Annotated in this window: 19 protein-coding genes and 1 riboswitch; of the genes, 4 read left to right on the top strand and 15 right to left on the bottom strand. The window is 29.4% G+C overall.

Annotation, left to right across the window (positions count from 1 at the left end):
* Nucleotides 1-234 precede the first annotated feature (234 nt).
* A complete protein-coding gene (locus G507_RS0107885) occupies nucleotides 235-1,299 on the bottom strand; it encodes a tyrosine-type recombinase/integrase (protein ID WP_157496518.1) in 1,065 nt (354 codons plus the stop codon).
* 106 nt (nucleotides 1,300-1,405) lie between these two features.
* On the opposite strand from G507_RS0107885, the gene G507_RS0107890 reads away from it, so the two are divergent.
* Nucleotides 1,406-2,362 (top strand): ion channel, encoded by a 957-nt coding sequence (locus tag G507_RS0107890; protein WP_026716997.1) that lies wholly within the window; start codon nucleotides 1,406-1,408, stop codon nucleotides 2,360-2,362.
* A 60-nt stretch (nucleotides 2,363-2,422) separates the two neighbouring features.
* Here the strand turns inward: G507_RS0107890 and G507_RS0107895 are convergent, their stop codons facing one another.
* The 8 genes from G507_RS0107895 to G507_RS0107930 form a co-directional block, all read right to left on the bottom strand.
* Entirely contained in the window at nucleotides 2,423-3,073 is a 651-nt protein-coding gene (locus G507_RS0107895; RefSeq protein WP_157496520.1) for a hypothetical protein, read from the bottom strand.
* Nucleotides 3,074-3,146: 73 nt separating this feature from the next.
* A complete protein-coding gene (locus tag G507_RS0107900) occupies nucleotides 3,147-5,261 on the bottom strand; it encodes a DUF3857 domain-containing protein (protein WP_026716999.1) in 2,115 nt (704 codons plus the stop codon).
* Between the two features lie 18 nt (nucleotides 5,262-5,279).
* Nucleotides 5,280-7,193, bottom strand: a complete 1,914-nt coding sequence (locus G507_RS0107905) for a transglutaminase family protein (RefSeq protein WP_026717000.1) — start codon at nucleotides 7,191-7,193, stop codon at nucleotides 5,280-5,282.
* A 97-nt stretch (nucleotides 7,194-7,290) separates the two neighbouring features.
* Nucleotides 7,291-9,318 carry an FG-GAP-like repeat-containing protein gene (locus tag G507_RS0107910; RefSeq protein WP_035665846.1) on the bottom strand — a complete coding sequence of 676 codons (2,028 nt, stop codon included), beginning with the start codon at nucleotides 9,316-9,318 and terminating at the stop codon, nucleotides 7,291-7,293.
* 14 nt (nucleotides 9,319-9,332) lie between these two features.
* Entirely contained in the window at nucleotides 9,333-10,448 is a 1,116-nt protein-coding gene (locus tag G507_RS0107915; RefSeq protein ID WP_026717002.1) for a hypothetical protein, read from the bottom strand.
* A gap of 83 nt (nucleotides 10,449-10,531) precedes the next feature.
* Nucleotides 10,532-11,080: an acyl-CoA thioesterase gene (locus G507_RS0107920; RefSeq protein ID WP_026717003.1), complete on the bottom strand. Its 549-nt coding sequence runs from the start codon at nucleotides 11,078-11,080 to the stop codon at nucleotides 10,532-10,534.
* A 2-nt stretch (nucleotides 11,081-11,082) separates the two neighbouring features.
* A complete protein-coding gene (locus G507_RS0107925) occupies nucleotides 11,083-11,457 on the bottom strand; it encodes a hypothetical protein (protein ID WP_035665848.1) in 375 nt (124 codons plus the stop codon).
* Nucleotides 11,444-12,838: a DNA recombination protein RmuC gene (locus G507_RS0107930; protein ID WP_026717005.1), complete on the bottom strand. Its 1,395-nt coding sequence runs from the start codon at nucleotides 12,836-12,838 to the stop codon at nucleotides 11,444-11,446. Before G507_RS0107930 ends, G507_RS0107925 begins: the two co-directional genes overlap by 14 nt.
* A gap of 163 nt (nucleotides 12,839-13,001) precedes the next feature.
* Here G507_RS0107930 and G507_RS0107935 point away from each other — a divergent pair, with 163 nt between their 5' ends.
* Both G507_RS0107935 and G507_RS0107940 read left to right on the top strand, forming a co-directional pair.
* Entirely contained in the window at nucleotides 13,002-13,568 is a 567-nt protein-coding gene (locus tag G507_RS0107935; protein ID WP_026717006.1) for a pseudouridine synthase, read from the top strand.
* A 41-nt stretch (nucleotides 13,569-13,609) separates the two neighbouring features.
* Nucleotides 13,610-14,065 carry a tRNA (cytidine(34)-2'-O)-methyltransferase gene (locus tag G507_RS0107940; RefSeq protein WP_026717007.1) on the top strand — a complete coding sequence of 152 codons (456 nt, stop codon included), beginning with the start codon at nucleotides 13,610-13,612 and terminating at the stop codon, nucleotides 14,063-14,065.
* A 30-nt stretch (nucleotides 14,066-14,095) separates the two neighbouring features.
* On the opposite strand, the gene G507_RS0107945 is transcribed toward G507_RS0107940, so the two are convergent.
* The 6 genes from G507_RS0107945 to G507_RS0107975 form a co-directional block, all read right to left on the bottom strand.
* Nucleotides 14,096-14,866: a dienelactone hydrolase family protein gene (locus tag G507_RS0107945; RefSeq protein WP_035665851.1), complete on the bottom strand. Its 771-nt coding sequence runs from the start codon at nucleotides 14,864-14,866 to the stop codon at nucleotides 14,096-14,098.
* A 63-nt stretch (nucleotides 14,867-14,929) separates the two neighbouring features.
* On the bottom strand, nucleotides 14,930-15,709 hold the full coding sequence (locus G507_RS0107950; RefSeq protein ID WP_026717009.1) for an ABC transporter ATP-binding protein: 780 nt from the start codon (nucleotides 15,707-15,709) through the stop codon (nucleotides 14,930-14,932).
* 90 nt (nucleotides 15,710-15,799) lie between these two features.
* Nucleotides 15,800-16,216: a GxxExxY protein gene (locus tag G507_RS0107955; protein WP_211218976.1), complete on the bottom strand. Its 417-nt coding sequence runs from the start codon at nucleotides 16,214-16,216 to the stop codon at nucleotides 15,800-15,802.
* Between the two features lie 88 nt (nucleotides 16,217-16,304).
* The gene (locus G507_RS0107960; RefSeq protein WP_026717011.1) at nucleotides 16,305-17,333 is read right to left on the bottom strand and encodes an iron ABC transporter permease; all 1,029 of its coding nucleotides are present in this window, start codon (nucleotides 17,331-17,333) and stop codon (nucleotides 16,305-16,307) included.
* Nucleotides 17,334-17,393: 60 nt separating this feature from the next.
* Nucleotides 17,394-18,530 carry an ABC transporter substrate-binding protein gene (locus G507_RS0107965; RefSeq protein WP_026717012.1) on the bottom strand — a complete coding sequence of 379 codons (1,137 nt, stop codon included), beginning with the start codon at nucleotides 18,528-18,530 and terminating at the stop codon, nucleotides 17,394-17,396.
* A gap of 216 nt (nucleotides 18,531-18,746) precedes the next feature.
* Nucleotides 18,747-19,610, bottom strand: coding sequence for a T9SS type A sorting domain-containing protein (locus G507_RS0107975; protein ID WP_026717013.1), 864 nt, complete (start codon nucleotides 19,608-19,610; stop codon nucleotides 18,747-18,749).
* Between the two features lie 73 nt (nucleotides 19,611-19,683).
* A riboswitch (cobalamin riboswitch) is annotated at nucleotides 19,684-19,891 on the top strand.
* 30 nt (nucleotides 19,892-19,921) lie between these two features.
* Here G507_RS0107975 and G507_RS0107980 point away from each other — a divergent pair.
* Nucleotides 19,922-21,748, top strand: a complete 1,827-nt coding sequence (locus G507_RS0107980) for a TonB-dependent receptor plug domain-containing protein (RefSeq protein WP_026717014.1) — start codon at nucleotides 19,922-19,924, stop codon at nucleotides 21,746-21,748.
* Nucleotides 21,749-21,763: the final 15 nt, after the last annotated feature.

Here is a 21,763-nt window from a genome sequence, read left to right on the forward strand (position 1 = left end):
TTTCAAGAATTCAAACACAAACTTTTATTAAATTCAGGTTGAAATTTGCAATAAACATTCATTTGAAAACGAATTTTTCAATTATGTTGCCCAACTCATATATATACGAACCTATATTTACTTGTAATTCGTAAGTAATTGAATTTTAATTGTTTAAAGAAATATATATTGAAAAGCGAAATTCGTTTTTATTTCTTTATATTTTCTCATAAATCAAATATATAAATTATTTTCTTACAATTTGTCTAAAGGGCTAATTATTTTTCGTAAACTTAAATCAGTAACCTGTGTATATAATAAGGTGGTTTTTATATTGTTGTGTCCTAATAATTCTTGTATGAAACGTATGTCGGTGCCATTTTCTAATAAATGGGTGGCATAACTGTGTCGCAAACTATGTACTCCTTGTTTTTTTGTAATGTTTGCTTTTTCTAATGATTTTCTAAAGAATTGTTGCACACTTCTTGTTGTGTATTGTCCACCATATTGCCCTTCAAATAAATAGTCTTTGGGTTTGTACTCTAAATAGTAGGAGCGAAGTTGTTCCAAAACACTTTCGGGTAAATTTACATATCGGTCTTTTTTTCCTTTGGCTCTTTCAATGAAAACTCGCATATCAACACTGTCAATGTCGTTAATTTTTAAATTAATTATTTCTGAAACACGTAAACCCATTCCATAAATTAATTTTAGAATAGTGTTGTGCTTTAAATTTGGAGTTGCAATTAAAATCTTTTTTATTTCTTCAATATTAAATCCTTTTGGCAATTTTAAATGTTTTTTAGGTCTTGGTACTTCAATAATAAATTTATCGTAATTGAGAACTTTTTCATAATAAAATTTTATAGCATTAACACGACTATGAATTGAATTTTCTGTTAGCTTTATTTTTGTAATGCAATACCAAATGTAGTTTTTTAGATCTTCTGTGTTTAAATCTGTTGCTTCTCTTGGTTGTATGTAAATGAAAAATTGAATCAATTCACTACAATAACTTCTTATTGTATTGTCGCTATATCCTTTTATTTGTAAAGTGGCTTTGTTTCTTTTTATCTGAATAAGATGAAAATCTGAAATTTTAGACGCTAAAAAAGAACTCATTTCTTTTTCAGGTGAAATTCCGAATTTTTCTCTATAAAATAAAACATCTGGAACATACCAAGAATTATTGGTTTTACTGTATTTATGCCCAACCCAACTTTTAACTTCTTGGGTTAATAGGTAATTTTTTTCAAACTGAATGAAAATAACTTTTTGGTCATTGTGTGTTCCTAATTTAAAGGAAAATGAATTTGGCATATAATTGATTTTTTGGCGTTTAGTAACTCAAATTTAAACTATTTGTAACTATAAATCAAAATTGTTTTTTAGTTTTTTTTGGCTAATTTTACTAGAAATATATGAAATGGAATTTCTGAAAAAAATAAACTCAAAAGCAAAACAAGACACAGATTCTGGTTTTGGCACAAATGCTTCTAATTATGGTGGTCGCTTCTTTACAAAAAATGGTAATGCTAATGTTAAGAAAGTAGGTGTTGGTTTTGTAGAAAGCATCAGTTGGTTTCATACCATGCTCTCAATCCCAAGGTGGAAATTCTTGTTTATTATTTTGTTGTTCTACTTTGTTGTAAATCTGTTTTTTGCCACTTTGTATTATTTAATAGGTGTGGAACATTTAAATGGAATTTCTGCAGAAAATGACCTTGAAAAATTTGCTCAAGCGTTCTTTTTTAGTATTCAAACGTATACAACTGTTGGTTACGGACATATTAATCCTACTGGTTTTTATGCAAGTTTTGTTTCGTCTATAGAAGCTTTAATTGGATTACTAACTTTTGCAATTGCTACAGGATTGTTTTTTGGAAGATTTAGTAAACCAGAGGCTTTTATACGTTTTTCTCAAAATGCACTTATTGCTCCTTATGAAAATGGTATTGCTTTAATGGTTAGAATGGCTCCTTATAAAAATACTAATTTATCTGAAGCAGAAGCCAGGATTACACTAGGCTTAAGTTTAGAAGAAAACGATAAATTAGTAAATAAATTCTATCAACTTGATTTAGAAATGGAAAAAATAAATTCTTTAACCTTAAGCTGGACCTTAGTTCATCCTATAACTAAGGAAAGTCCTCTTTATGGTTTTTCTAAAAATGACTTTGAAACTATTGATGGTGAAATTATCGTGTTCTTAAAAGTTTTTGATGATATGTATAGTAATCATGTAATGAAGCGTACTTCATTTACTTTTAAAGAAATTATCTATGGAGCAAAATTTAATTTAATGTATGATAGAAATACTGATGATACCAAGACCATTTTATATTTGGATAAACTAAATTCCTATGAAAAAGTTGTTCTCTAAAACAAAAAAGCACAATATATAATATCGTGCTTTTGTATTTTTAATAAGGTAAGTTAAAAATTATCCACCCATTTTTTCTTGAAATTCTTCCATAGTTACTTTTTCAAATCCTTCAGGAATAATAAAAGCATCTTTTGATACAACTTTAAAAACTTCAGTTGCTTTTAATTCTAATACTGCATCTGGAGTAGTGATTTTCATTTCTAAAGGAAATCCTTTTAATTTAGATTCTTTAGTAGAAGACATCATTTTTATAGCGTCAGTAATGTAAAATTCTCCTGTTTTTTCGTCATTGTATGTTACAGTTGCTTTGTAGCATTTAAAACCAGCAATTTCTTTTGTTGCAGTTTTGTCGAATGTTACTGTTGCAATATTATCTAAATCTGCCATATCAACGCCTTTAGATGCTTTTTCGTCAATACCCGTAATTTCGTATTTGTTACCCATTGCATCCATAGTCATTTTTGTAGATTTTGGATCGTTAACTTTTTTGTAGATTTTAGTCAAAACCATTCCACCCATCATATCAACTTCTACAGCAACATTCTCATTGTCAAAATAGTTTGTCATTATGATGTCACCCATCATAGCCATTTGTTCGTTATCGCTAGTCATTTTGTATTTTACAACACCACTAGTCATTACTTGGCCGATTGAACTAATAGAAACTAATAGCAAAAGGCAAATTGAAATCTGTTTAATTTTTTTCATTTTGTTTAGTATAAAATTTTTTATAAATGTATTAAAAATAAATTAGATAACTTATTTCATCTCAAAATCTAATTTAATTTTTCTTCAGTAATATTTTTTCTTGAGAAAATTGATAAGATGCATCTAGAAATTCTATCATTTTGCTCCAATTTGCATTTGATTCATACGAATGATAATAGCATTTAGCCGTAACAATTGATAGTTTATTGTTTTTAACTTCTGCTACAGTTTTAAAACTTCCTGTAACATTTTCAACGGATACATTTATTTTTTCTAACCCAGCAACCGAGTAGCCTTCAGGAATATCTAGATTAATCGTGTATTCATAGCTTCTTGGAAAAATAGAATAAATGTTATTTGTTCGTTTACTTTCTTTATCTTCAATATCAACTTGAGATGAAATGAATTTTCCAATTTCAAAAATATAATTTGGACCAGCCTTTTTTATTAAACTATTAGTTATGACAAATTTTTCATCATAAGTTAAAGGATCATTTTTTCCAAATCTTCCATTGTTTTTGATTACAAGTTCGTGCTTGTCTAACTTTATACCATATTCTTGCTCAGCTTCAGTTTTAAATTTTTCATTTTTGTTGTCTTTAATTTTCTTAATTAAAGCCTCATATTCTTTTTTGTACTGTTCTTTTTTCTTTTTATTACTAACCATGTCTAATAATGGTTTTGTGCCATATTTTTCATAATCTTCATTTACATAATCATAAAATAATATTTTAGATTCTTGCTCAAATTCTTTGTTATGACCATATAATGAGGATGTTTTGGCAACATTAATTGTGTTGAAGTCAGAAGCTAAAGATATATTTGTTGTAACTTTTGAAACATTGTCTTTATAAGTTGATTCAGGAAGTTTTATGCTTTCAATGTCATCTACTTTTCTGTTTTTAGATACTTTTAAGGCGTATGCATCTGTGTTTTCAATTTCGTAGGCAAACATTTCAGGAGATGAATAAGGCGTGAATAATCCAAAATAAATTGGATTTTCAGTGTATATTTTTAAAAGAATCTTTGTATTACTTTGAATTAATATATCTTTAATTGGACCATTTTCTCTTCCAGTAGAAACGATAATGTCATAATCAATTCTGTTCTTTTTAAGGAATTGCATGAAATAATTTATAAAAGGCTGTTCTTTTGTAAAGAACGTTGGATTATAGCCATAAAGATCAAATGGATACATAATTTTAGCTTCATCAATCACAAAAGCTTCAACATATCTTGTGTAAAACTGATGTCTTGTGAAATAGTAAACTGCTTTAACTTTATCTTCTTGCGAATCAAATGTTTTTCCTTTTAAGAAATCATTAATTACATCAATATCACCATTTGGAAAGAATTTAGTGTTATAGAAATTAAAAATATCCTCTTTTGAAACAACAGATTTAACGATGCTTTCTTTCTCAGGCAAAAAGGCTTCTGCACGTTCTTCAAACTTTCCGGAACGAGCAAAAAATACTTGAAATTTATAACAAGGCAATTCAACTAAAGGCAAAAACCAACGCGGAAAATCGTTTTTTGGAATGTCTTGTGCTTCTAATTCATATTTTCTTTCATTTCCTTTTTTTGTTGGAATTTCTTTTAATTGCGGTGCACCATTATAAGTATTGAAGTTTACAAAAAAATCATTTTCTGTTTGAAAAATTAATTTGTAATTCATAATAGGATAAGTGCTTCCTAAAGTGCTTTCAACAGGATCAAAACCAAATGCTTCAATAGAATAAGAATTAGAAACATATTGACTATAAAAATCAATAATATCACCAATTTCAAGTCCTGAAACGGCAATTTTCTTGTAATTATCTACAATTTTAGCTTCTTTTTCAATGTCAATTTCTACTTCTTTTCCTGAAGGTTTTATGATTTTTATACCAACAGCACCATCTTTTTCAAATGAAAATTCAGAAAATTCAGTAACAGCTGCTTGATCTAAAAGTTTTATACGTTTTCTGTAGGATGAAGTAAAGGTGACGCTTTTACCAAATTTATGAAAATCATAATCTTCATATTTAATAATTTCGACAGCTGATTCGTTTTTGTATTTTTCTGGAATAGTTGTGACTTTTTTGTAGGTATCATTTGCACCCCAAAAAAATTCTTTGACTTTGTTATTATCTTGTGCATTGGCAATAAAAAATAAGCCTAAAAATAGAAAAGTTAGTATTTTTTTCATGGAATTATGAATCTGATTTTATTTAGTTAAAACGATTTGTTCGGAGTAATTTTTTGTAAACTGTAAATGATTTTTTTTCCATTCTTCAAATTTTGAAGATTTTAGAATTGGTTTTTTAAAATCAAACATTTTATGATAAATAATAGTATTTCCTTTTACTTCATATTTTAAAGAAATAGCATAATCTTCGTTGTTTATTTCAAAGTTTGTAGGAAGTTTTGATACTTTATAACCTGATGGAATCTCTAAAATAATTGTAATATCATCATGTGATTTATAATCGAACATAATGTCTTTTTTACGGTCTTTTAAATCCATGTATTTATATTCTTTGTCGTAATCTAAATCAACATACATTTCATTATCAAAACTAGAAACATGATTTGCTAATTTTGTTTCATAAGAAATGTTTAATTTTTGATCTCTGTTATTTAAATCTGAAGTTATAATATTTGAGATGTTGTAATTTTTGTCGTTTCCAGACAAAAACCATTTTAAGGCATCTTCTTTTTTGTCATTTTTAACATTGTTGTATTGATATAGAAATGTTGAACGACTTTCTCCAATAAATTCTTTGTTCACAGAACCCGTTAAATTTTCATTTTCAATTTTGTAATTGGTTACAATTTTTTCAGAATTAGTTATTGATTTTTGAACAGGAATTTTGTCAATGATAAACTTGTTTCCGTCTTCAATTAATACTTCTTTTCCCTGAATTCTTTCAGCATATTCACCAAATGAATTGAACTTCTCTGTTCCATCTAAAAAGTATTTTTTTCCGTCTTTTATTAAGGTACATATCATATGATTATCAACAGATAAAGAAGGAATACTATAGTCATAAGCAATATGATTAGTTCCAATCCAAGTTAATCTTGCATCAAAACCAGCTAATTTCAACATTTGTTTGGTAAGATTTGCCATTCCTTTGCAATCGCCATAACGTTTTTCAAAAACATTTTGAGAATCATCGGGTTTAAAACCTGCAATTCCGTCTTCAAAAGCAATATATCTTATGTTGTCTTGTACCCAATAATAGATGTTTTTAATTTTTTCGTCATCAGTTTTTGCATCTTTAGTCAATTCTTTTACCTTATTGGCGAAAATAGTTGGCTCGTCTTTCATAGAATCCACAAGAGATTTGTACCATTTATATAAATCAGCTGTACTGTTAAAAAGTGTATTCTTTTCTGCTTTTTCTGTATAGGATTTGGCAATAAATAAAACATGGGGATACATATAACTTGGTCCAGGTGAATTGTCTTCTTTAACAGATGGATCAATGTTTTTTATGACATATTTATAAATTGTATTCTCTCCATCAGGAGTTATAGTTTTTTTAATGTCATGTGAGTTAAAGTTGAATTCTTTAATTTCTAATTCTAACCATTTTGGAACTTTAATAGTTATTGTTTTTTCAATTACCGGATATTCATCATTAAAGTAAATGCTTGTGAAGTATTTTATATCTCTAATTTCCTTTTCCATTTCATAATCATACGAATAGCCTTGCACAGGAAAGTCTAATTGAACATATTTGACTTTGGCATCGTTATAAAACAAATCATTGCTTTTATAAAATTCATCTTTAGGATAAAAAGCAGCCGTTTTATTGTTTCTGTATTTTATGCTAAATGTTTTTATTTCAGATTCGCTATCATAAAACTCATATTTTGAAATATCAGCTCTATGATTAATGTTCATTAAATTTTCATTTATTTTGTAATTGACTTCAACAGAATTAATGCTTTTATTAATGGCAAAACTCACGTTTTCCTCACTTTTTACTATTGCAATATCAGATTTGTCATATTTTACTCTTAACGATTTAGCAAGCTTAATATCTTCAGGAGTAGGATCGATATTTTTTTGTGCAATAGCGAAAAATCCAGTTAAAAGAATGAATAGAAATACTATTTTTTCATAAGTCATAAATAAGTTACAATGATATAAAAAATCACAATATGATTTGCAAAAAAAATAGTCTTTTGTAAATAAAAGACTATTTTTTTATAAATGCTTGATTAATTTAATTCTTCTTTAAGAAATTTTCAGAATATTTTTTGCCATCTTCGGTTTGTATCGTTAAAATGTATAAACCTTCAGCTAAATCTTCTATAGAAATTGTATCGTTTTCATAAAGAATGTTTTTTACAATTTTTCCTTGAGTAGTATAGATTAAAATATTTTTAATACTTAGTTGACTTGCATTAGAAATTGAAAGCGTTTTTGATGTTGGATTTGGATAAATAATGACTTTATTTAATTCAGAATTTGCAACGCTCAAAGGACTAGAACCTTCAATTACTGTCAGAGCTTGATTACTAGACGGATTATTAATTACATCAACAGTTCCAGAAGGCCAATGAATTATAACTTGTGTTATTGCAGTTTCTGTTCCAATTCCAAAATGAGCATTCATTGTACTTTGATGGCTAAATCCGTGTCCACTTCTTATTTCTCTAATTTGTTTTCCCCAAGCGCCATAAATTTCAACTCTTGCACCAATTCCATTTCGATTACTAGCAACTCCTTGTAAATTGACTTTAATCCAATTGTTTGCGTTGGGAACATTATAATAAACGTTTCCACCATATTGAACATCTAAAAAACCATCGTTGTTTAAATCTCCAATTCCTCCTTCGCTGAAAGGCAAATCATAACCTGTAAAAGTTAAATCACCGTTGTTTAAATAAATTTCTTTTCCATTTTGCCAAAAGAAATCTACCCAACCATCGTTATTAAAATCGACGGCTTGTACTTCCCAAGAACCAACTTGTGCGGCTATTCCAGTTGTTGCATAAATATCTGTAAACGTTCCATCACCATTATTTATAAAGAACTTATTGGTGTCTGAAATGTTTGATAATAGGAAATCCATATCGCCATCATTGTCAAAATCTTCAATAGCTGTTGACCAAGATTGTGAACCATCATTTAATCCTGCCATTGCACCAGATTCTGTAAATGTTCCGTTACCATTATTTTTATATAATAAATTAATTCTTTGTGGATCACCAACAGGAGCACCACCACGACATTTTGCAATATATAAATCCATATCACCATCATTATCATAATCAGTCCACATAGATTGATAGTTTCCTCCAACAGCTAATGTTGGCATCAATGAAATATCAAAAACTAAATCTCCACTCCCTGTATTTCTATAAGCGTGACTTTGAGCCACATCATGACAAGCCCATAAATCTAAATTACCATCATTATTTATATCTACGAAATTAGCTCTTTGAGTAAAAATATTTTGAGGATAAGATACTTCAGTATAATTTGTACCCGTTGCATTTGCTTTTACAATGGTTAACCTACTTGAACCTCCAAAAACGACATCATTAAAACCATTTCGGTCATAATCTCCAGCTGTAATGCTCCAACTTGGAGTTGTTGTTAATCCAGGTAAAGAAATTGTTGAAGAAACAAATCCACCACTAGTTTGTTGATGTAAAATTGTCATTGAAGTAGCTCCAACAGTTACAATATCATCTAAATAATCACCATTCATATCAACAACACAGCAAATAGTTGAACTTGAAGAAATTGATTGTTGTGTAAAATTAATTGGTAATACAACAATGGGTGTTTCTATTATTTCAAAATCAAAACCAGCCGAACTCCATCGGTTATCAAAGGCTATATAATATGTTGTTCCTGCTGTAACATTAAATGTTACTGTTGATAAATACGAATTTGTATTTCCACTATTGCATTGTAAAACACCTGAGTCATCATCACCAGCAATACATGATAAGCTAGTGCATGTTCCTCCGTAAATATGTAATCTAGTGTCTTTACAAATATTAGCGGCTAAATCTGTTGTTACAGTAACGGTATAAGCTTGTGTTGGAATATATTTATACCATTCACCAGCAGTTGGATTTCCAGATCCAATACAATCAGGAGTTGGAACTTGAGTTCCGTTTACATCAGCAACTGTATGTATTCCAGCTCCAATAGTTGGTGCAGTTGCACAAGTATCTTGAGCAAATGTTAATTGGATGCTTATTAAAAAGTAAAAAAGTAAAGTAATTTTTTTCATGATTTTATGTTTTTTTAGTGACAATCTGCGGGTAAAGAATTTATCCAATCACTAATTAATTGTATTCCCTCATTATGAATTACTGTGCGGCCTATTATAGGCATCATTGTAGCACCTTCTGTTGTATTCATTCTGTGGATTAACTCGGAATGATTAGCATCACCACCGTTTATTACAAAAGGGCCATTTTCGATATAAAATAAAGGTGTCATGCAAACTCCGAAAGTGTCTAAATTAGTATTGCTGAAATTAAATCGCATACTAACATAATCACAATGTCCACCAGTTCTATGGCAATGTGCACAATTGACATCTATATAAGATCGTGCTCTTTGTTCTAATGTTTTTGAAGTATCATTCCAATCGACAGCTGAGTAAATTGTTGAAGTATTTGGGACATCATTCCCTAAAAAGCCTACACTTTTCCATTTAGCAATTTGGTTTTGACTTCCGGTTGAATAATTATAATTGGTATTTAAATTTTGAGGTTTTGGGCCAATTGGAATAGTTATTTCTCCACCAGTTGTTTGGTTAGGATTTATTTTATGACAAGTTAAACATTCCGTTTGAGAAGGTGTTTTATAAGTTGTGGTTTTTGTAATGCCATTTTCTTTCCATTCAATAGGAATAAACACTCCTTGTTCAACGGTGTCTAAAAATGCTTCTGTTTGTTCAGTATTCCAAATATAGTCGTAAGCTTTCCAACCATCAGATTTTCTTATGAGTAATCTAGTTTCAATTATTTTTCTTGTGTTGTTTGGTTGAACATTGTCATAATAAAAGGTTTTTAAAAGTGCTGTTCCAACTGGAAATTCAAATACATTGTCATCTCCATTATAAGTAGCTGTTGTTCCATCTGGCAACCAAACGAAACGCATTTTATGCGCATAATCAGCAAACAAAGATGAAGCTGGTTCATAAGGCAAAACGCCTGTTGTAGGCTCATGATTTTTTAGATCATTTTTAAAAAAATGGTAGTCAGATAATTTTGAATAAGGTACTTCTGCTAAATTTACAGCAACAGGTATTTCTGCAATAGGTATTTCAATATATACATCATCTTCATCTGAAGAACATGAAATAAAAGTTAAACTAAGAAAAAGAATTATTAAATAGTAGATTTTATTCATTTTGTAAAAATTAAGATTGTATAACAAATATAATTTTTTTTGAGACAAAATGAATTAAATCTAAACTTAATTTACAGTAATTGTTATTTAATCAGCAACTTAACGTTGTAATTTGATAGATTGTCAAGAGATTTTTCTGATGTATGATCAAATTTGTCTTCTAGAATTTTATTTTTTTTCTTTTGATTAATTCGAATGACACAATCATAAAAACGTCTAACATCTTCTAAGTTTGAAAGGATTAATGTGGGAACTTTTGCATTATTTCCTTCTTCATCTTTTGCAACCATTGTAATATAACTTGAGTTACAATGTCTAATTATTCCAGTTTTAATGTTTTCTGAAACAACACGAATTCCAACGACCATTGAACTATTACCAACGTAATTGACAGATGCTTTTAAGGTTAAAAGTTCTCCGATTTCAACTGGATTTAAAAAATCTACAGTATCAACGGAAGCTGTTACACAATATAAGCCCGAATATTTGGAAGCACTTGCAAATGCAATTTGATCCATCAATTGTAATAAATAACCACCATGAATCTTTCCACTAAAATTGGAATGTGAAGGTAGCATTAATTCTGTAAAAGTTATCTTAGAATTGTTAACGGTATTAGTTTTTTCTGTCATGTTTAATTGTTAAAATGGGGAGATTTTTCGGCATAAACGTTTTTTATAAAATAGCGAGTATCACCCCACCAAAAAAATGTTCTATAGCGTTCCACGTATTCAACTTTTACATATTGACCTTGTAGCTCTTTTAATTTTTCAATGGCTTCTGGATTATTGTCCATTACTGAAAAAGAGAAAATTTGAGCACCAGAAATTCCTTGACTGATTTCTCCTTCCCAAGTTTTTACAACATATCCTTTTGTACTTATTTTGATTAATTCACCCGAACGAATTCCTTCACTATAAGGTACATAGTAAACAAATGTAAAATAACCAGCCATAAACAACACTATAAATAATGTACTGTAAAGTAATACTTTTTTAAATTTGCTCATAATTCTCTTCGTTATCTATTAAATTTTCTTCTAATTCGTTTGCTCTTTTTAATAAGGGTTCAGGCAAAGCTTTTTTGGCTTTTGCTCCCATTTTTTTTAATTTTTCAACGCTTGTAACTAAATTTCCTTTTCCTTCGACAAGCTTATTCATAGCATTTCCGTATTCAGATTTGGCTTCATCCATTTTCTTTCCAATCTTAATTAAATCAGAAACAAATCCTTCAAATTTATCATATAATGCTCCAGCTTGTCGTGCAATTTCAATAGCATTTTCTTGCTGCTTTTGATTTGTCCACATGCTATCAATTGTACGTAATGTTGCTAATAGAGTAGTGGGTGTTACTATTACAATATTTTTTTCAAAAGCTTTATTGTATAAGGTATTATCGTCATTTAACGCTAATGCAAAAGCAGGTTCAATTGGAATAAAAAGTAAGACAAAATCTGGACTTTCCATTTGATAAATGTCTTGGTAATTTTTAGCACTTAATTGTTCCACATGACGTTTAATCGAAGTCACGTGTTCTTTTAAGTATAAGGCTTTTAAAGCATCATCTTCTTCATTTACAAATCGTTCATAACCAGTTAAAGATACTTTTGAATCGACAACCATTTTCTTTCCATCAGGTAAATTAATGATTACATCAGGAAGAACTCTCGTTCCTTCTTCGTTAGTGAAACTTTGTTGGACTTCATATTCACGACCTTTTTCTAAACCTGATTTTTCTAGAACTCTTTCCAAAACTAATTCACCCCAATTACCTTGTAATTTGCTATCACCTTTTAAGGCTTTTGTTAGGTTAATAGTTTCTTTACTCATTTTTTCATTCATATCACGTAAACCCAAAATTTGTTGACGTAACGCTGCATGATAATCAATGCTTTCTTTATGTGTGTCTTCTACTTTTTTCTCAAAATGAAGAATTTTTTCTTGCAAAGGAGAAAGAATATTTTTCATATTCTCTTTGTTCTGCTCTGTGAATTTATTTGATTTTTCTTCTAAAATTTTGTTGGCTAAATTTTCAAATTCTTTGGTGAATTTTTCTTGAAGTTGTTCTACTTCTTGTTTTTGCTCTTTGTTGCGTTCCCAAAGATTTTCAAAATCAACTTCCTTTTTAGATAATTGAATGGCTAAAACTTCTTTTTCTGTACGAATCGTTTCTTTTTCGTTATTCACTTGAAGTAGCGTTTTTTCAAACTGTGTTTTATCAGAAATAGATTGATTTTTAAGTGCTTCTATTTGATTTGTCAATCCGTTCACTTTTTCTTCTAAACCCGATTTTTCAGATTGTGATTGCGCTTTTAAAAGTAATTTTCCAATAAAAAAACCAATAGCTAAAGCTACTAGAAATGTGATAAGAATAAGTAACGAATCATTCATATATTAAAATTTATGTAAAGTTACTAAAATAATCAGATTTTTGGATACTAGAAGTTCAGATATTGAGAACTTTCGATCTTTTACTTCTGCGTTCAAAAATCGTTAATCAACAATTATCAATCTTTTGACTTATTAATGTATTTTTGCTGAAATTCATTTTATGATGCATCATCATTTTCTACTACACAAGCCGCACAGTTATTTGAGTCAATTTATCTATGAACAAAAGCGTAAAAAGCGTTTGTTGGGTGAATTATTTAATTTTCCTGAAGGAACAATGGCAATTGGTCGTTTGGATGAAGATTCAGAAGGCTTATTGTTTTTAACTACTGACGGAAAAGTTAGTGCGGAAGTTAGAAGTAAAAAAGTGGAGAAAGAATATTATGCTCAAGTTGATGGAATTATAACACAAGAAGCAGTTGATGAAATGACAAATGGTGTAGAAATTGGAATAAATGGTTCCAAATATTTGACACGAAATTGCAAAGCTCATTTAATTCCAACTTTACCTGATTATATTGGAGAAGGAAGAAGAATTCGTGATGAAAGACATGGGCCAACGAGTTGGGTTTCCCTAACTTTGACAGAAGGGAAGTTTAGACAAGTCAGAAAAATGACTGCAGCAGTTGGTTTTCCAACGTTACGGTTAGTCAGAATTAGAATAGGAAGTACTTCTTTACAAGGTTTAAATACTGGTGAAGTTCTAGAAGTAGAAAAATTTGATATATAAATTGCCGTTCGGCTTTAGCCAACGGTTTAGTTTTAAAAAACATGCTAAATATAGTTTTAATAGAACCCGAAATACCAAACAACACAGGAAATATCGGACGATTATGTGTTGGAACTGAGAGTCGTTTGCATTTAATTCACCCATTTGGATTTGAAATTAATGACAAGAATTTAAAACGTTCTGGTTTGGATTATTGGGTGCATTTAGATTGGAAAGAATATCAATCTGTAGCAGAATGGAAAGACCAAATTCCTGATTTTTCAAGAGTTTTTTTAATGAGTTCTCATGCAGAAAAATCCTATTTAGAACAAGAATTTCAAGATGGTGATTGGTTGGTTTTTGGAAAAGAAAGTGTTGGTTTGAGTGAAGAAGTTCTAACTCAGTTTTCTAATTATTTAAAAATTCCAATTTCTGAACATGTACGAAGTTACAATTTAGCTAATTCGGTAACATTTTTAATTGGAGAAGCAAAAAGACAGATTGCTTTAAATAAATAAGCCTGAAAAATTCAGGCTTATTTATTTGAATTACTTAAAAAGTTCGTCAAAGAAAATTTTCATCGCTTCCCAACTTCTTTTATCTGCTTTTTCGTTGTAAGCAGCACCTTTACTATTGTCTGTTCCAGCATCTTTATGTGTAAAAGCATGAACAGCATTTGCATAAATATTTAATTGCCAATCTGCTTTTGAGGTTCTCATTTCGTCTTCAAAGGCACTGACTTCTTTCGCAGGAACATAAGGATCGTCTGCACCATGTAAAGCTAAAACTTTTGCTGTTATTGGTTTAGCTAATCGATTCCCATCTTTTCCTAAACCACCATGAAAAGAAACTACGCCTTTCACTTTTAAACCACCACGAGCAGCTTCAATAGCACCTGTTCCTCCAAAGCAATACCCAATTACAGCAATCTCATCTGGATTTGCACCAGCTTTAACTAATTGGTCAATTGCTAATTGAATTCTGTTTTGATAAGATGCAAAATTTGTTTTATAATAACCGGCTAATTTTCCTGCTTCATCAGTGTTTTGTGGTTTGTTTCCTTGACCATAAACATCAGCTACGAAAGAATAATATCCTAATTCTGCTAATTTTTCAGCACTTTCTTTTTCGTGATCGCTTATTCCCATCCAAGCATGTAAAACAATTACACCTGCTTTTTTAGCATTTGGTTTTGTTGGAGAAGCTAAAAAACCTTCTAGTTTTTGATTTCCGTCTGAATAGGCAACGGTTTTTAATTGCGCCTGTGTGTAAATAGTTGAAAATAAAAGAACTATTGCACTTATTTGTTTAATTCCCATAGTTTAATTTTTTTACTAAATTACAAATTCTTTAGTGATTTACAATTAAACAAAATGTAAGATTTATTTAATATTAAATTTCCCGTGAGAAGCATCAAATTGAATGTTTTCATTTTTAAAAATAGTGTTAAAAACACCATCTTCAATTAATTTGCAAGGTTGGTTTTGAAGTATTTCATTTTCAGTAATGACAATCATTTCATCACATAATTGGATGGCTAAATCAATATCGTGTGTTGAATATAAAATGGTTTTGCCAGTTTCGTGTGTTAGTTTTTGCAATAATTTTAATAAGGTGACTTTATGAACTAAATCTAAATGTGTTGTTGGTTCATCTAAGATTATCAGATTTGTATCTTGTGCCAAAGCTCTTGCTATTAGAGTTTTTTGCAATTGACCATCGCTAATTTCATAATGTTTTTTGTGTTGAAACGAATTGATTTCAGTTAAAGAGATAGCTTCATCAATTTTATTTTTGTCTTCTGAAGTTAATTTCCCCAACCAATTGGTATAAGGTTGTCTTCCTAAAGCCACAATTTCATAAACGGTTAAATTGCTTGGTGGCAAATGTTCAGTTAGAACGATGCTTAATTCTTTGGACAAATCTTCAGGTTTGAAATCTTCAATGGATTTTTCATTCATAAAGACCTTTCCTTCTAAAGGTTTTAGAATTCCAGTAATAGTTTTTAGTAATGTTGATTTTCCTATTCCATTAGCACCAATCAATCCAATTAATTTTCCAGCAGGTAAATTGATGTTTAGATTTTTGGCAATAGTTGTTGTGTTGGATTTGTTTTTGTATCCAATTGTTAGGTTTGTTGTATGTAAGACTTTTTTTTGCATTTAGATTCTAGCTATTTTGAAACACATAGAAACATAGTTTTTATTTTATTGTGAAGAAGTTCATAGTGTTTTGTTTTACAAAATGATAGATTAGTTAGAATTTTCCAACTTCTTAAAATATTCATTTACGAATGTTTTTTGTCCTTCTTTAAATATATTGAAGCAATTAAAATTGATTATTATTCCTTTTGGAGCTTTTAAGAGTTTCATGTATGTTTGAATTTGTGCTTCAGTAATGGGATGTACTTGTAATATTGATTTTAATTCAACAACTAAACAGTTTTCTACAAATAAATCACATCTGAAATCAACTTCTAATTCTTTTTCTTTGTAAATTAATGGTACTTTTAGTTCAGACTGAAAATTTATTTTTCTCAAAGTCAACTCTTCAATCATACATTGATGATAAACGCTTTCTAATAAACCTTTGCCAATATTTTTTTGAACTTCGATTGAAGCTCCGATAATTTCGTATGTTAAATCATCTAAATATTTTTGTGTTATCATAATTAATTATTCTCTATGAATTACTATCTGAAACAAAGTTTCTTTCAACAGTATCTATAAATCTATGATTCTATGTGTTTCAAATTCCTCAATTAAAACTTCGCTTACGAACCAACAACCAAATAACAATCGGAGCACCAATCATTGAAGTTATTGCATTTATGGGTAAAGTTAAATCACTTCCAGGTAATTGAGCAATGATATCACAAAACAATAAAATAATAGCTCCCAATAAAATTGTACTCCAAAACAAAGTGAAATGATTACTCGTTTGAAAAATCAATCTTGCCATATGTGGAACTGCTAATCCTATGAATGCAATTGGCCCAACAAAAGCGGTAATACTTCCAGCTAAGATACTAGTTGCGATTATGATTAGAATTCGTGTTCTCTTGAAATTTATTCCTAAGCTACTTGCATATTTTTCTCCTAAGAGCAATGCATCTAATGGTTTGATGACTAAAAAGCTAATGCTTAATCCAATAAATGTTAGTAGTGCTAATAAACTGACTTCATTCCAACTTAAATTGGCTAAACTTCCTAAGGACCAAAAGGTGAATTTTTGTAGTTGCTCTGCTGTTGAAAAATAAGTCAAAACGGAAACAATTGCACTTGTAAAACTCCCAAACATTAATCCTACAATTAAAATTGCCATAGTATCTTTAAGCTTTTTGGAAACTAATAAAACAGCCATTAAAACCAAAGCACTTCCTAAACCTGAAGCAACTACAATTCCGTATGAAGTCAGAAATAAATCAGATAGAAAAGAAGGTAAGATGCCAGCGCCTAAAATTACGAAGGCAACACCTAAACTTGCACCCGAACTCAAGCCTAAAACATAAGGTCCAGCTAATGGGTTTCTAAATAAAGTTTGCATTAATAATCCACTTATAGAAAGTGCCATTCCTACTAAAATTGCAGTAAATGCTTTTGGTAAACGAAAGTTGTAAAGAATGATTTCCCAACTTTCCTTATTCATTTTTTGGCTAAAAATTCCTTTTATAATTTCCTCATTTGGAATTGTAACAGAACCTAAACTAATATTCACAAAAAACAAAAGTACTAAGCTAACTAGAAGTGCTATAAATAGTATAAAGTGTTTTTTGGAATTCGGCATTAGTAAAAATGAGTTTTTAAAGCAATGCTCAAAGATAATACAAAGTATTTTAATAAAGCTTTACTGCAATTGTTCAAAAAAGAACAATTCATAATTAGGTAATAATTCTGGATGAAGTATTTTTATCATGTCTTTTAGTACTAAATCTGGTCGGTTTGGAGCTAATTCATAATAAATAACACCACCTGTTTTTCCTTTTTTTGTACTGAAAGAATAGACATTTTTAGTTTCAACAGCTTTAAAGAATTTGTAATTTTTATTATCCTTAATAATTTCATCTATTGATGTAAATTGACCTGGTCCAATCCAGAAATCAGCATCTTTGGCTTTGTCTAAAACGGTTTCGAATGATAAAGCTAAACTTCCAGTTCCTTCTGTGTCTGACCAAAGATAATTCCCGTTGGCTTCTTTTAAGAATAGAGCAGCCCAACTATCACCTTGTGGTAAAAACCACTGATCTTCATAAATTGCTCCAGCTAAAATGGTTGGTTTTGTTTCGGCCTTTTGTGCTAATTTTAAGGCTTTGTTATAGCTTTCTTCTATGGCTTCAAATTCGGCAGCAGCTTTTTCTTTTTTATCATACAAAGCCCCAAAAAACTTAATCCATTCTGCTTTTCCTAAAGGAGTTTTTTCCGTCCAATCTGAATTAAAAATTACTTTCTGACCACTTTTTTCTAAATTCTTATAAGTTTTCATGTCTCCGTCAACACTATATCCTACAATTATATCTGGATTTAAGTCTATTATTACTTCTGTGTTTAAACTTTGATTTTTGCCAATTTCTCTAACTTTTCCTTGGTCAATTCGTTCTCTGGTTGTTTCAGAAGAAATGTATTTTAAAGTAGGAAATGCAACCAATGTATTTTCAACACCTAACATTTCTAGTGAAGGAATGTGAGTTGTTGAAGTAACAATTATTTTTTGAATTGGAATTTGAATTGCTGTAAACTGTTTCAAACTATCAGGTATGGATACATTTTCTTTATGTAAAACATAAGTGAAAGTTTCATCAGATTCAGGATAAGTGTTTTTGACTTTTAAAATTGAAAAGTCATCATATTCTACTATTGAAAAACCTTCTGCATGAACAATTTGGTTTTCGTTAACAGTAGCTTTTGCTATGTTCTCTGTTTTTTTGCATTGGGTTAAACCCAAAAATAGAAGCGTAACTAGAAGTGCTTTTGGTAAGTGCTGCATAAAAAAATATACTTTAGACAAAAGTAGAATTTTGTTTTGAATTAAAAACAGATTTGTAACAAATGATGCAAAATATTTTTTGAAAGATATTTAACTTTACAATAAAAAATGAGAGATAATTCAAACACCTTTATTTATGTAGTTGCTGGAATAGTTTTATTGCATTTTATAGTTGGTTTTGTCTGGTTGATTTATAAAATGACTAAAAAGAAGTGATTAATTTTTAATTATTTTTTTTGTGAGGATTGAATTGTCTTTTGATTGAAGGTACAACAAATATGTGCCTGAATTTAATTTAGCTAATTCTGTATTTAATGTTTCACTTAATTCAGTTTCAACTATTTTTTTACCTATTAAATTAAATACACTATATTTTTCAATAGTCAAATCAGTTTCAATTGTAATTTTATCTTGAAATGGGTTTGGATATATTTTAAAATTACTATTAAAATATTTAGTTGCATTTAGTAGAAGACCAGCAGGCATTGGTTCAGTGTAATCAATAACTGTACTGTAATTTTCTAAATCATTTTGTAACAGTTGAACATTACAGTTACAAGCTATTGAATATACTTTAAGTGATTCTGAATTTGAAGAAGAAGGATAAGCTTGTTGATAATATATAACACTGTGATTAATAAAAATTTGATTTAAACCATTGTCATTTGTTGTGATTATATTATTAGAATTTACACCTGTTGGTATACCAATGGAAACATCAATAAGTTTTGAATAAGCAGCATCATTAAATGGAGAATAAGCAGTAATAATTTGAGCATTTTCTACAACAGTATTATAACCTAATAAATCATTTAGTAAATTAGAATAATTACATGTACCACATATAACTTGAATAATTCTGTCGTTTAAACTTGCAATTGGATGACCACCTCTGTATTCATAAGTATTCACATTGTGATTTTGAAGTATTACATTCATGTTAGCATCTGTAGACTGATTGTATATAGGAAAAGTAGAGTAATCTACTCCACCAATGCTTGCATCAATCAACCTTATTTCAATTGCATTTTGAGAAAAACAAAAATTCGAAAAGAAAATTAAAGCAAGAGTTTTCTTCATACTGTAAAAGTTTAATTACTAATCAAATATACAAAAACTATTAAAACTAATTAAAACAATAAATAAAAAAGTATCTTCGCAACAGAATTAAGGTTGCTTGTTCAATTTTGAACAGCATTAAAAGGGAATTAGGTTAAAAACCTAAGCTGTTCCCGCAACTGTAAGCTATTAAGCTTGTTATTATCTACAATACCACTGAGTTATCTGAACTTGTTTCAGATTCTTGGGAAGGTGAATAACAAGACGCAAGCCAGGAGACCTGCCTAATTTATTAACTAAATATGACTTTCGGGAAGAAAAGTTTATAAGATATGTTTAAAAAATTAGCTCTGTTTTTTGCGTTAACAGCTTGTTCTCTTATTTGGGCACAACAAGATTCTATTTTTCAATTGCGAGAAGTAGTGCTAACCGATTCACAGTTAAAAAACTTTTCAGATACCCAAAATACTACTAAACTTAATGATAGTGTGATTCAAAAAAATCAAGCTTCCTTGACTTCTTTGTTGCGTTATAATTCTGTGATTTATTTTAAAGAAAACGGAAACGGAATGGTTTCTTCTCCTTCTTTTAGAGGAACAACTGCTCAACAAACCGCTGTGATTTGGAACGGAATAAATATCAATTCCCAATTAAATGGTCAAACAGATTTTAATACGTTAACTACACGTGATTTTAATTCAATAACAGTAAGAGCCGGTGGCGGAAGTGTGATTTATGGAAGTGGTGCTGTCGGTGGAACAATTCACTTAAATAATGATGTTTCTTTTAGAGAACAATTCAAAAATAAACTGCAATTAAATTATGGTAGTTTTTCAACTTTTGGAGCCAATTATACTTTAGATGTTGCAACCGATAAGATTTCTGTAAATGCAAGTATATCGCACAATCAATCTGAAAATGATTATGAATATATTGGTTTTGATAAGAAAAATGAAAACGGTCAATATGAAAATAAAAGTTTTAGTTCACATATTGGTTATCGCATAAATCGAAATAATGAAATTAAATTTTTTAGCTATTTGTTTGATGGTAGTCGAAATTTTTCTGGAACAATTGCTTCCCCTTCAAAAAGTAACTATTTAGACTTCAATACTAGAAATTTATTGGAATGGACTAATTATTCGGGATTATTCACATCAAAAACTAAAGTCGCTTATTTGACAGAAGAATATAAATATTTTGAAAATAAAGCCTTAGAAAACTTCACAACTGGAAGTGCCAATACGTTTATTGCTAAATATGATTTGTTATACAATTGGACTTCAAAAATTAAAGTTAATTCGATTATAGATTATACTCAAAATTCAGGAAGTGGTTCTAGTTTGTCTACTAATAAAAGAGAAATTGGTTCTTTTAGTTTGTTGTTCAAGCATCAGGTAAATGATAAATTATCTTATGAAGCAAGTCTTCGCAAGGAAATTACTTCTAATTATAAAAGTCCGTTCTTGTATTCTTTAGGAGGAAATTTGCAATTGGTTAATTGGTATGCCATAAAATTTTCAGGGTCCAAAAACTTTAGAATTCCAACATTTAACGATTTGTATTGGCAAGGAAGTGGAAATCTAAATTTGAAACCAGAAAGTGCTTTGCAAGCCGAATTTGGACAAGTTTTTACTTATAAAAAAGCAACTTTAACCACAACTGCTTTTTATTCCAAAATTACTGATATGTTGCGTTGGTTACCAAATGCTTCAGGTTTGTGGCAACCAATAAATACGGATGAAGTTTCCATTTATGGAATAGAAGCTTTGTTTCATTGGGAAAGACATTTTAGAAATGCAAGTATTCAAATTGATGGAACTTATGCTTACACAGTTTCAGAAAATGATGCTACCAATAAGCAATTGATTTATGTTCCTTTTCACAAAGCGACTTCAAGTGTAGCTTTTCGTTATGAAAAAACAACTTTTACCTTTCAAAATTTATTTAATGGAGCTGTTTTTACTTCAAGTGATAACGCTTACAAACTGAAAGAATATTTCGTTTCTAATGTTTCTTTAGATTATAAAATTGGAAATAAAAAGCCATTAATTCTTGGTTTTCAAATTCTTAATTTGGAAAACAAACCTTATCAAAATGTTTTATCGAGACCAATGCCTGGTCGTAATTATATGATGAATTTAACCTTTAATTTTTAATACAATGATTTTAAA

Source organism: Flavobacterium gelidilacus DSM 15343 (genome assembly GCF_000422685.1).
Lineage (GTDB): Bacteria > Bacteroidota > Bacteroidia > Flavobacteriales > Flavobacteriaceae > Flavobacterium > Flavobacterium gelidilacus.

Excerpts from the sequence above, each read along its gene's own strand:
- G507_RS0107885 (WP_157496518.1), bottom strand. The coding sequence starts at position 1,299 with ATGCCAAATTCATTTTCCTTTAAATTAGGAACACACAATGACCAAAAA.
- G507_RS0107890 (WP_026716997.1), top strand. The coding sequence starts at position 1,406 with ATGGAATTTCTGAAAAAAATAAACTCAAAAGCAAAACAAGACACAGAT.
- G507_RS0107895 (WP_157496520.1), bottom strand. The coding sequence starts at position 3,073 with ATGAAAAAAATTAAACAGATTTCAATTTGCCTTTTGCTATTAGTTTCT.
- G507_RS0107900 (WP_026716999.1), bottom strand. The coding sequence starts at position 5,261 with ATGAAAAAAATACTAACTTTTCTATTTTTAGGCTTATTTTTTATTGCC.
- G507_RS0107905 (WP_026717000.1), bottom strand. The coding sequence starts at position 7,193 with ATGACTTATGAAAAAATAGTATTTCTATTCATTCTTTTAACTGGATTT.
- G507_RS0107910 (WP_035665846.1), bottom strand. The coding sequence starts at position 9,318 with ATGAAAAAAATTACTTTACTTTTTTACTTTTTAATAAGCATCCAATTA.
- G507_RS0107915 (WP_026717002.1), bottom strand. The coding sequence starts at position 10,448 with ATGAATAAAATCTACTATTTAATAATTCTTTTTCTTAGTTTAACTTTT.
- G507_RS0107920 (WP_026717003.1), bottom strand. The coding sequence starts at position 11,080 with ATGACAGAAAAAACTAATACCGTTAACAATTCTAAGATAACTTTTACA.
- G507_RS0107925 (WP_035665848.1), bottom strand. The coding sequence starts at position 11,457 with ATGAGCAAATTTAAAAAAGTATTACTTTACAGTACATTATTTATAGTG.
- G507_RS0107930 (WP_026717005.1), bottom strand. The coding sequence starts at position 12,838 with ATGAATGATTCGTTACTTATTCTTATCACATTTCTAGTAGCTTTAGCT.
- G507_RS0107935 (WP_026717006.1), top strand. The coding sequence starts at position 13,002 with ATGCATCATCATTTTCTACTACACAAGCCGCACAGTTATTTGAGTCAA.
- G507_RS0107940 (WP_026717007.1), top strand. The coding sequence starts at position 13,610 with ATGCTAAATATAGTTTTAATAGAACCCGAAATACCAAACAACACAGGA.
- G507_RS0107945 (WP_035665851.1), bottom strand. The coding sequence starts at position 14,866 with ATGGGAATTAAACAAATAAGTGCAATAGTTCTTTTATTTTCAACTATT.
- G507_RS0107950 (WP_026717009.1), bottom strand. The coding sequence starts at position 15,709 with ATGCAAAAAAAAGTCTTACATACAACAAACCTAACAATTGGATACAAA.
- G507_RS0107955 (WP_211218976.1), bottom strand. The coding sequence starts at position 16,216 with ATGATAACACAAAAATATTTAGATGATTTAACATACGAAATTATCGGA.
- G507_RS0107960 (WP_026717011.1), bottom strand. The coding sequence starts at position 17,333 with ATGCCGAATTCCAAAAAACACTTTATACTATTTATAGCACTTCTAGTT.
- G507_RS0107965 (WP_026717012.1), bottom strand. The coding sequence starts at position 18,530 with ATGCAGCACTTACCAAAAGCACTTCTAGTTACGCTTCTATTTTTGGGT.
- G507_RS0107975 (WP_026717013.1), bottom strand. The coding sequence starts at position 19,610 with ATGAAGAAAACTCTTGCTTTAATTTTCTTTTCGAATTTTTGTTTTTCT.
- G507_RS0107980 (WP_026717014.1), top strand. The coding sequence starts at position 19,922 with ATGTTTAAAAAATTAGCTCTGTTTTTTGCGTTAACAGCTTGTTCTCTT.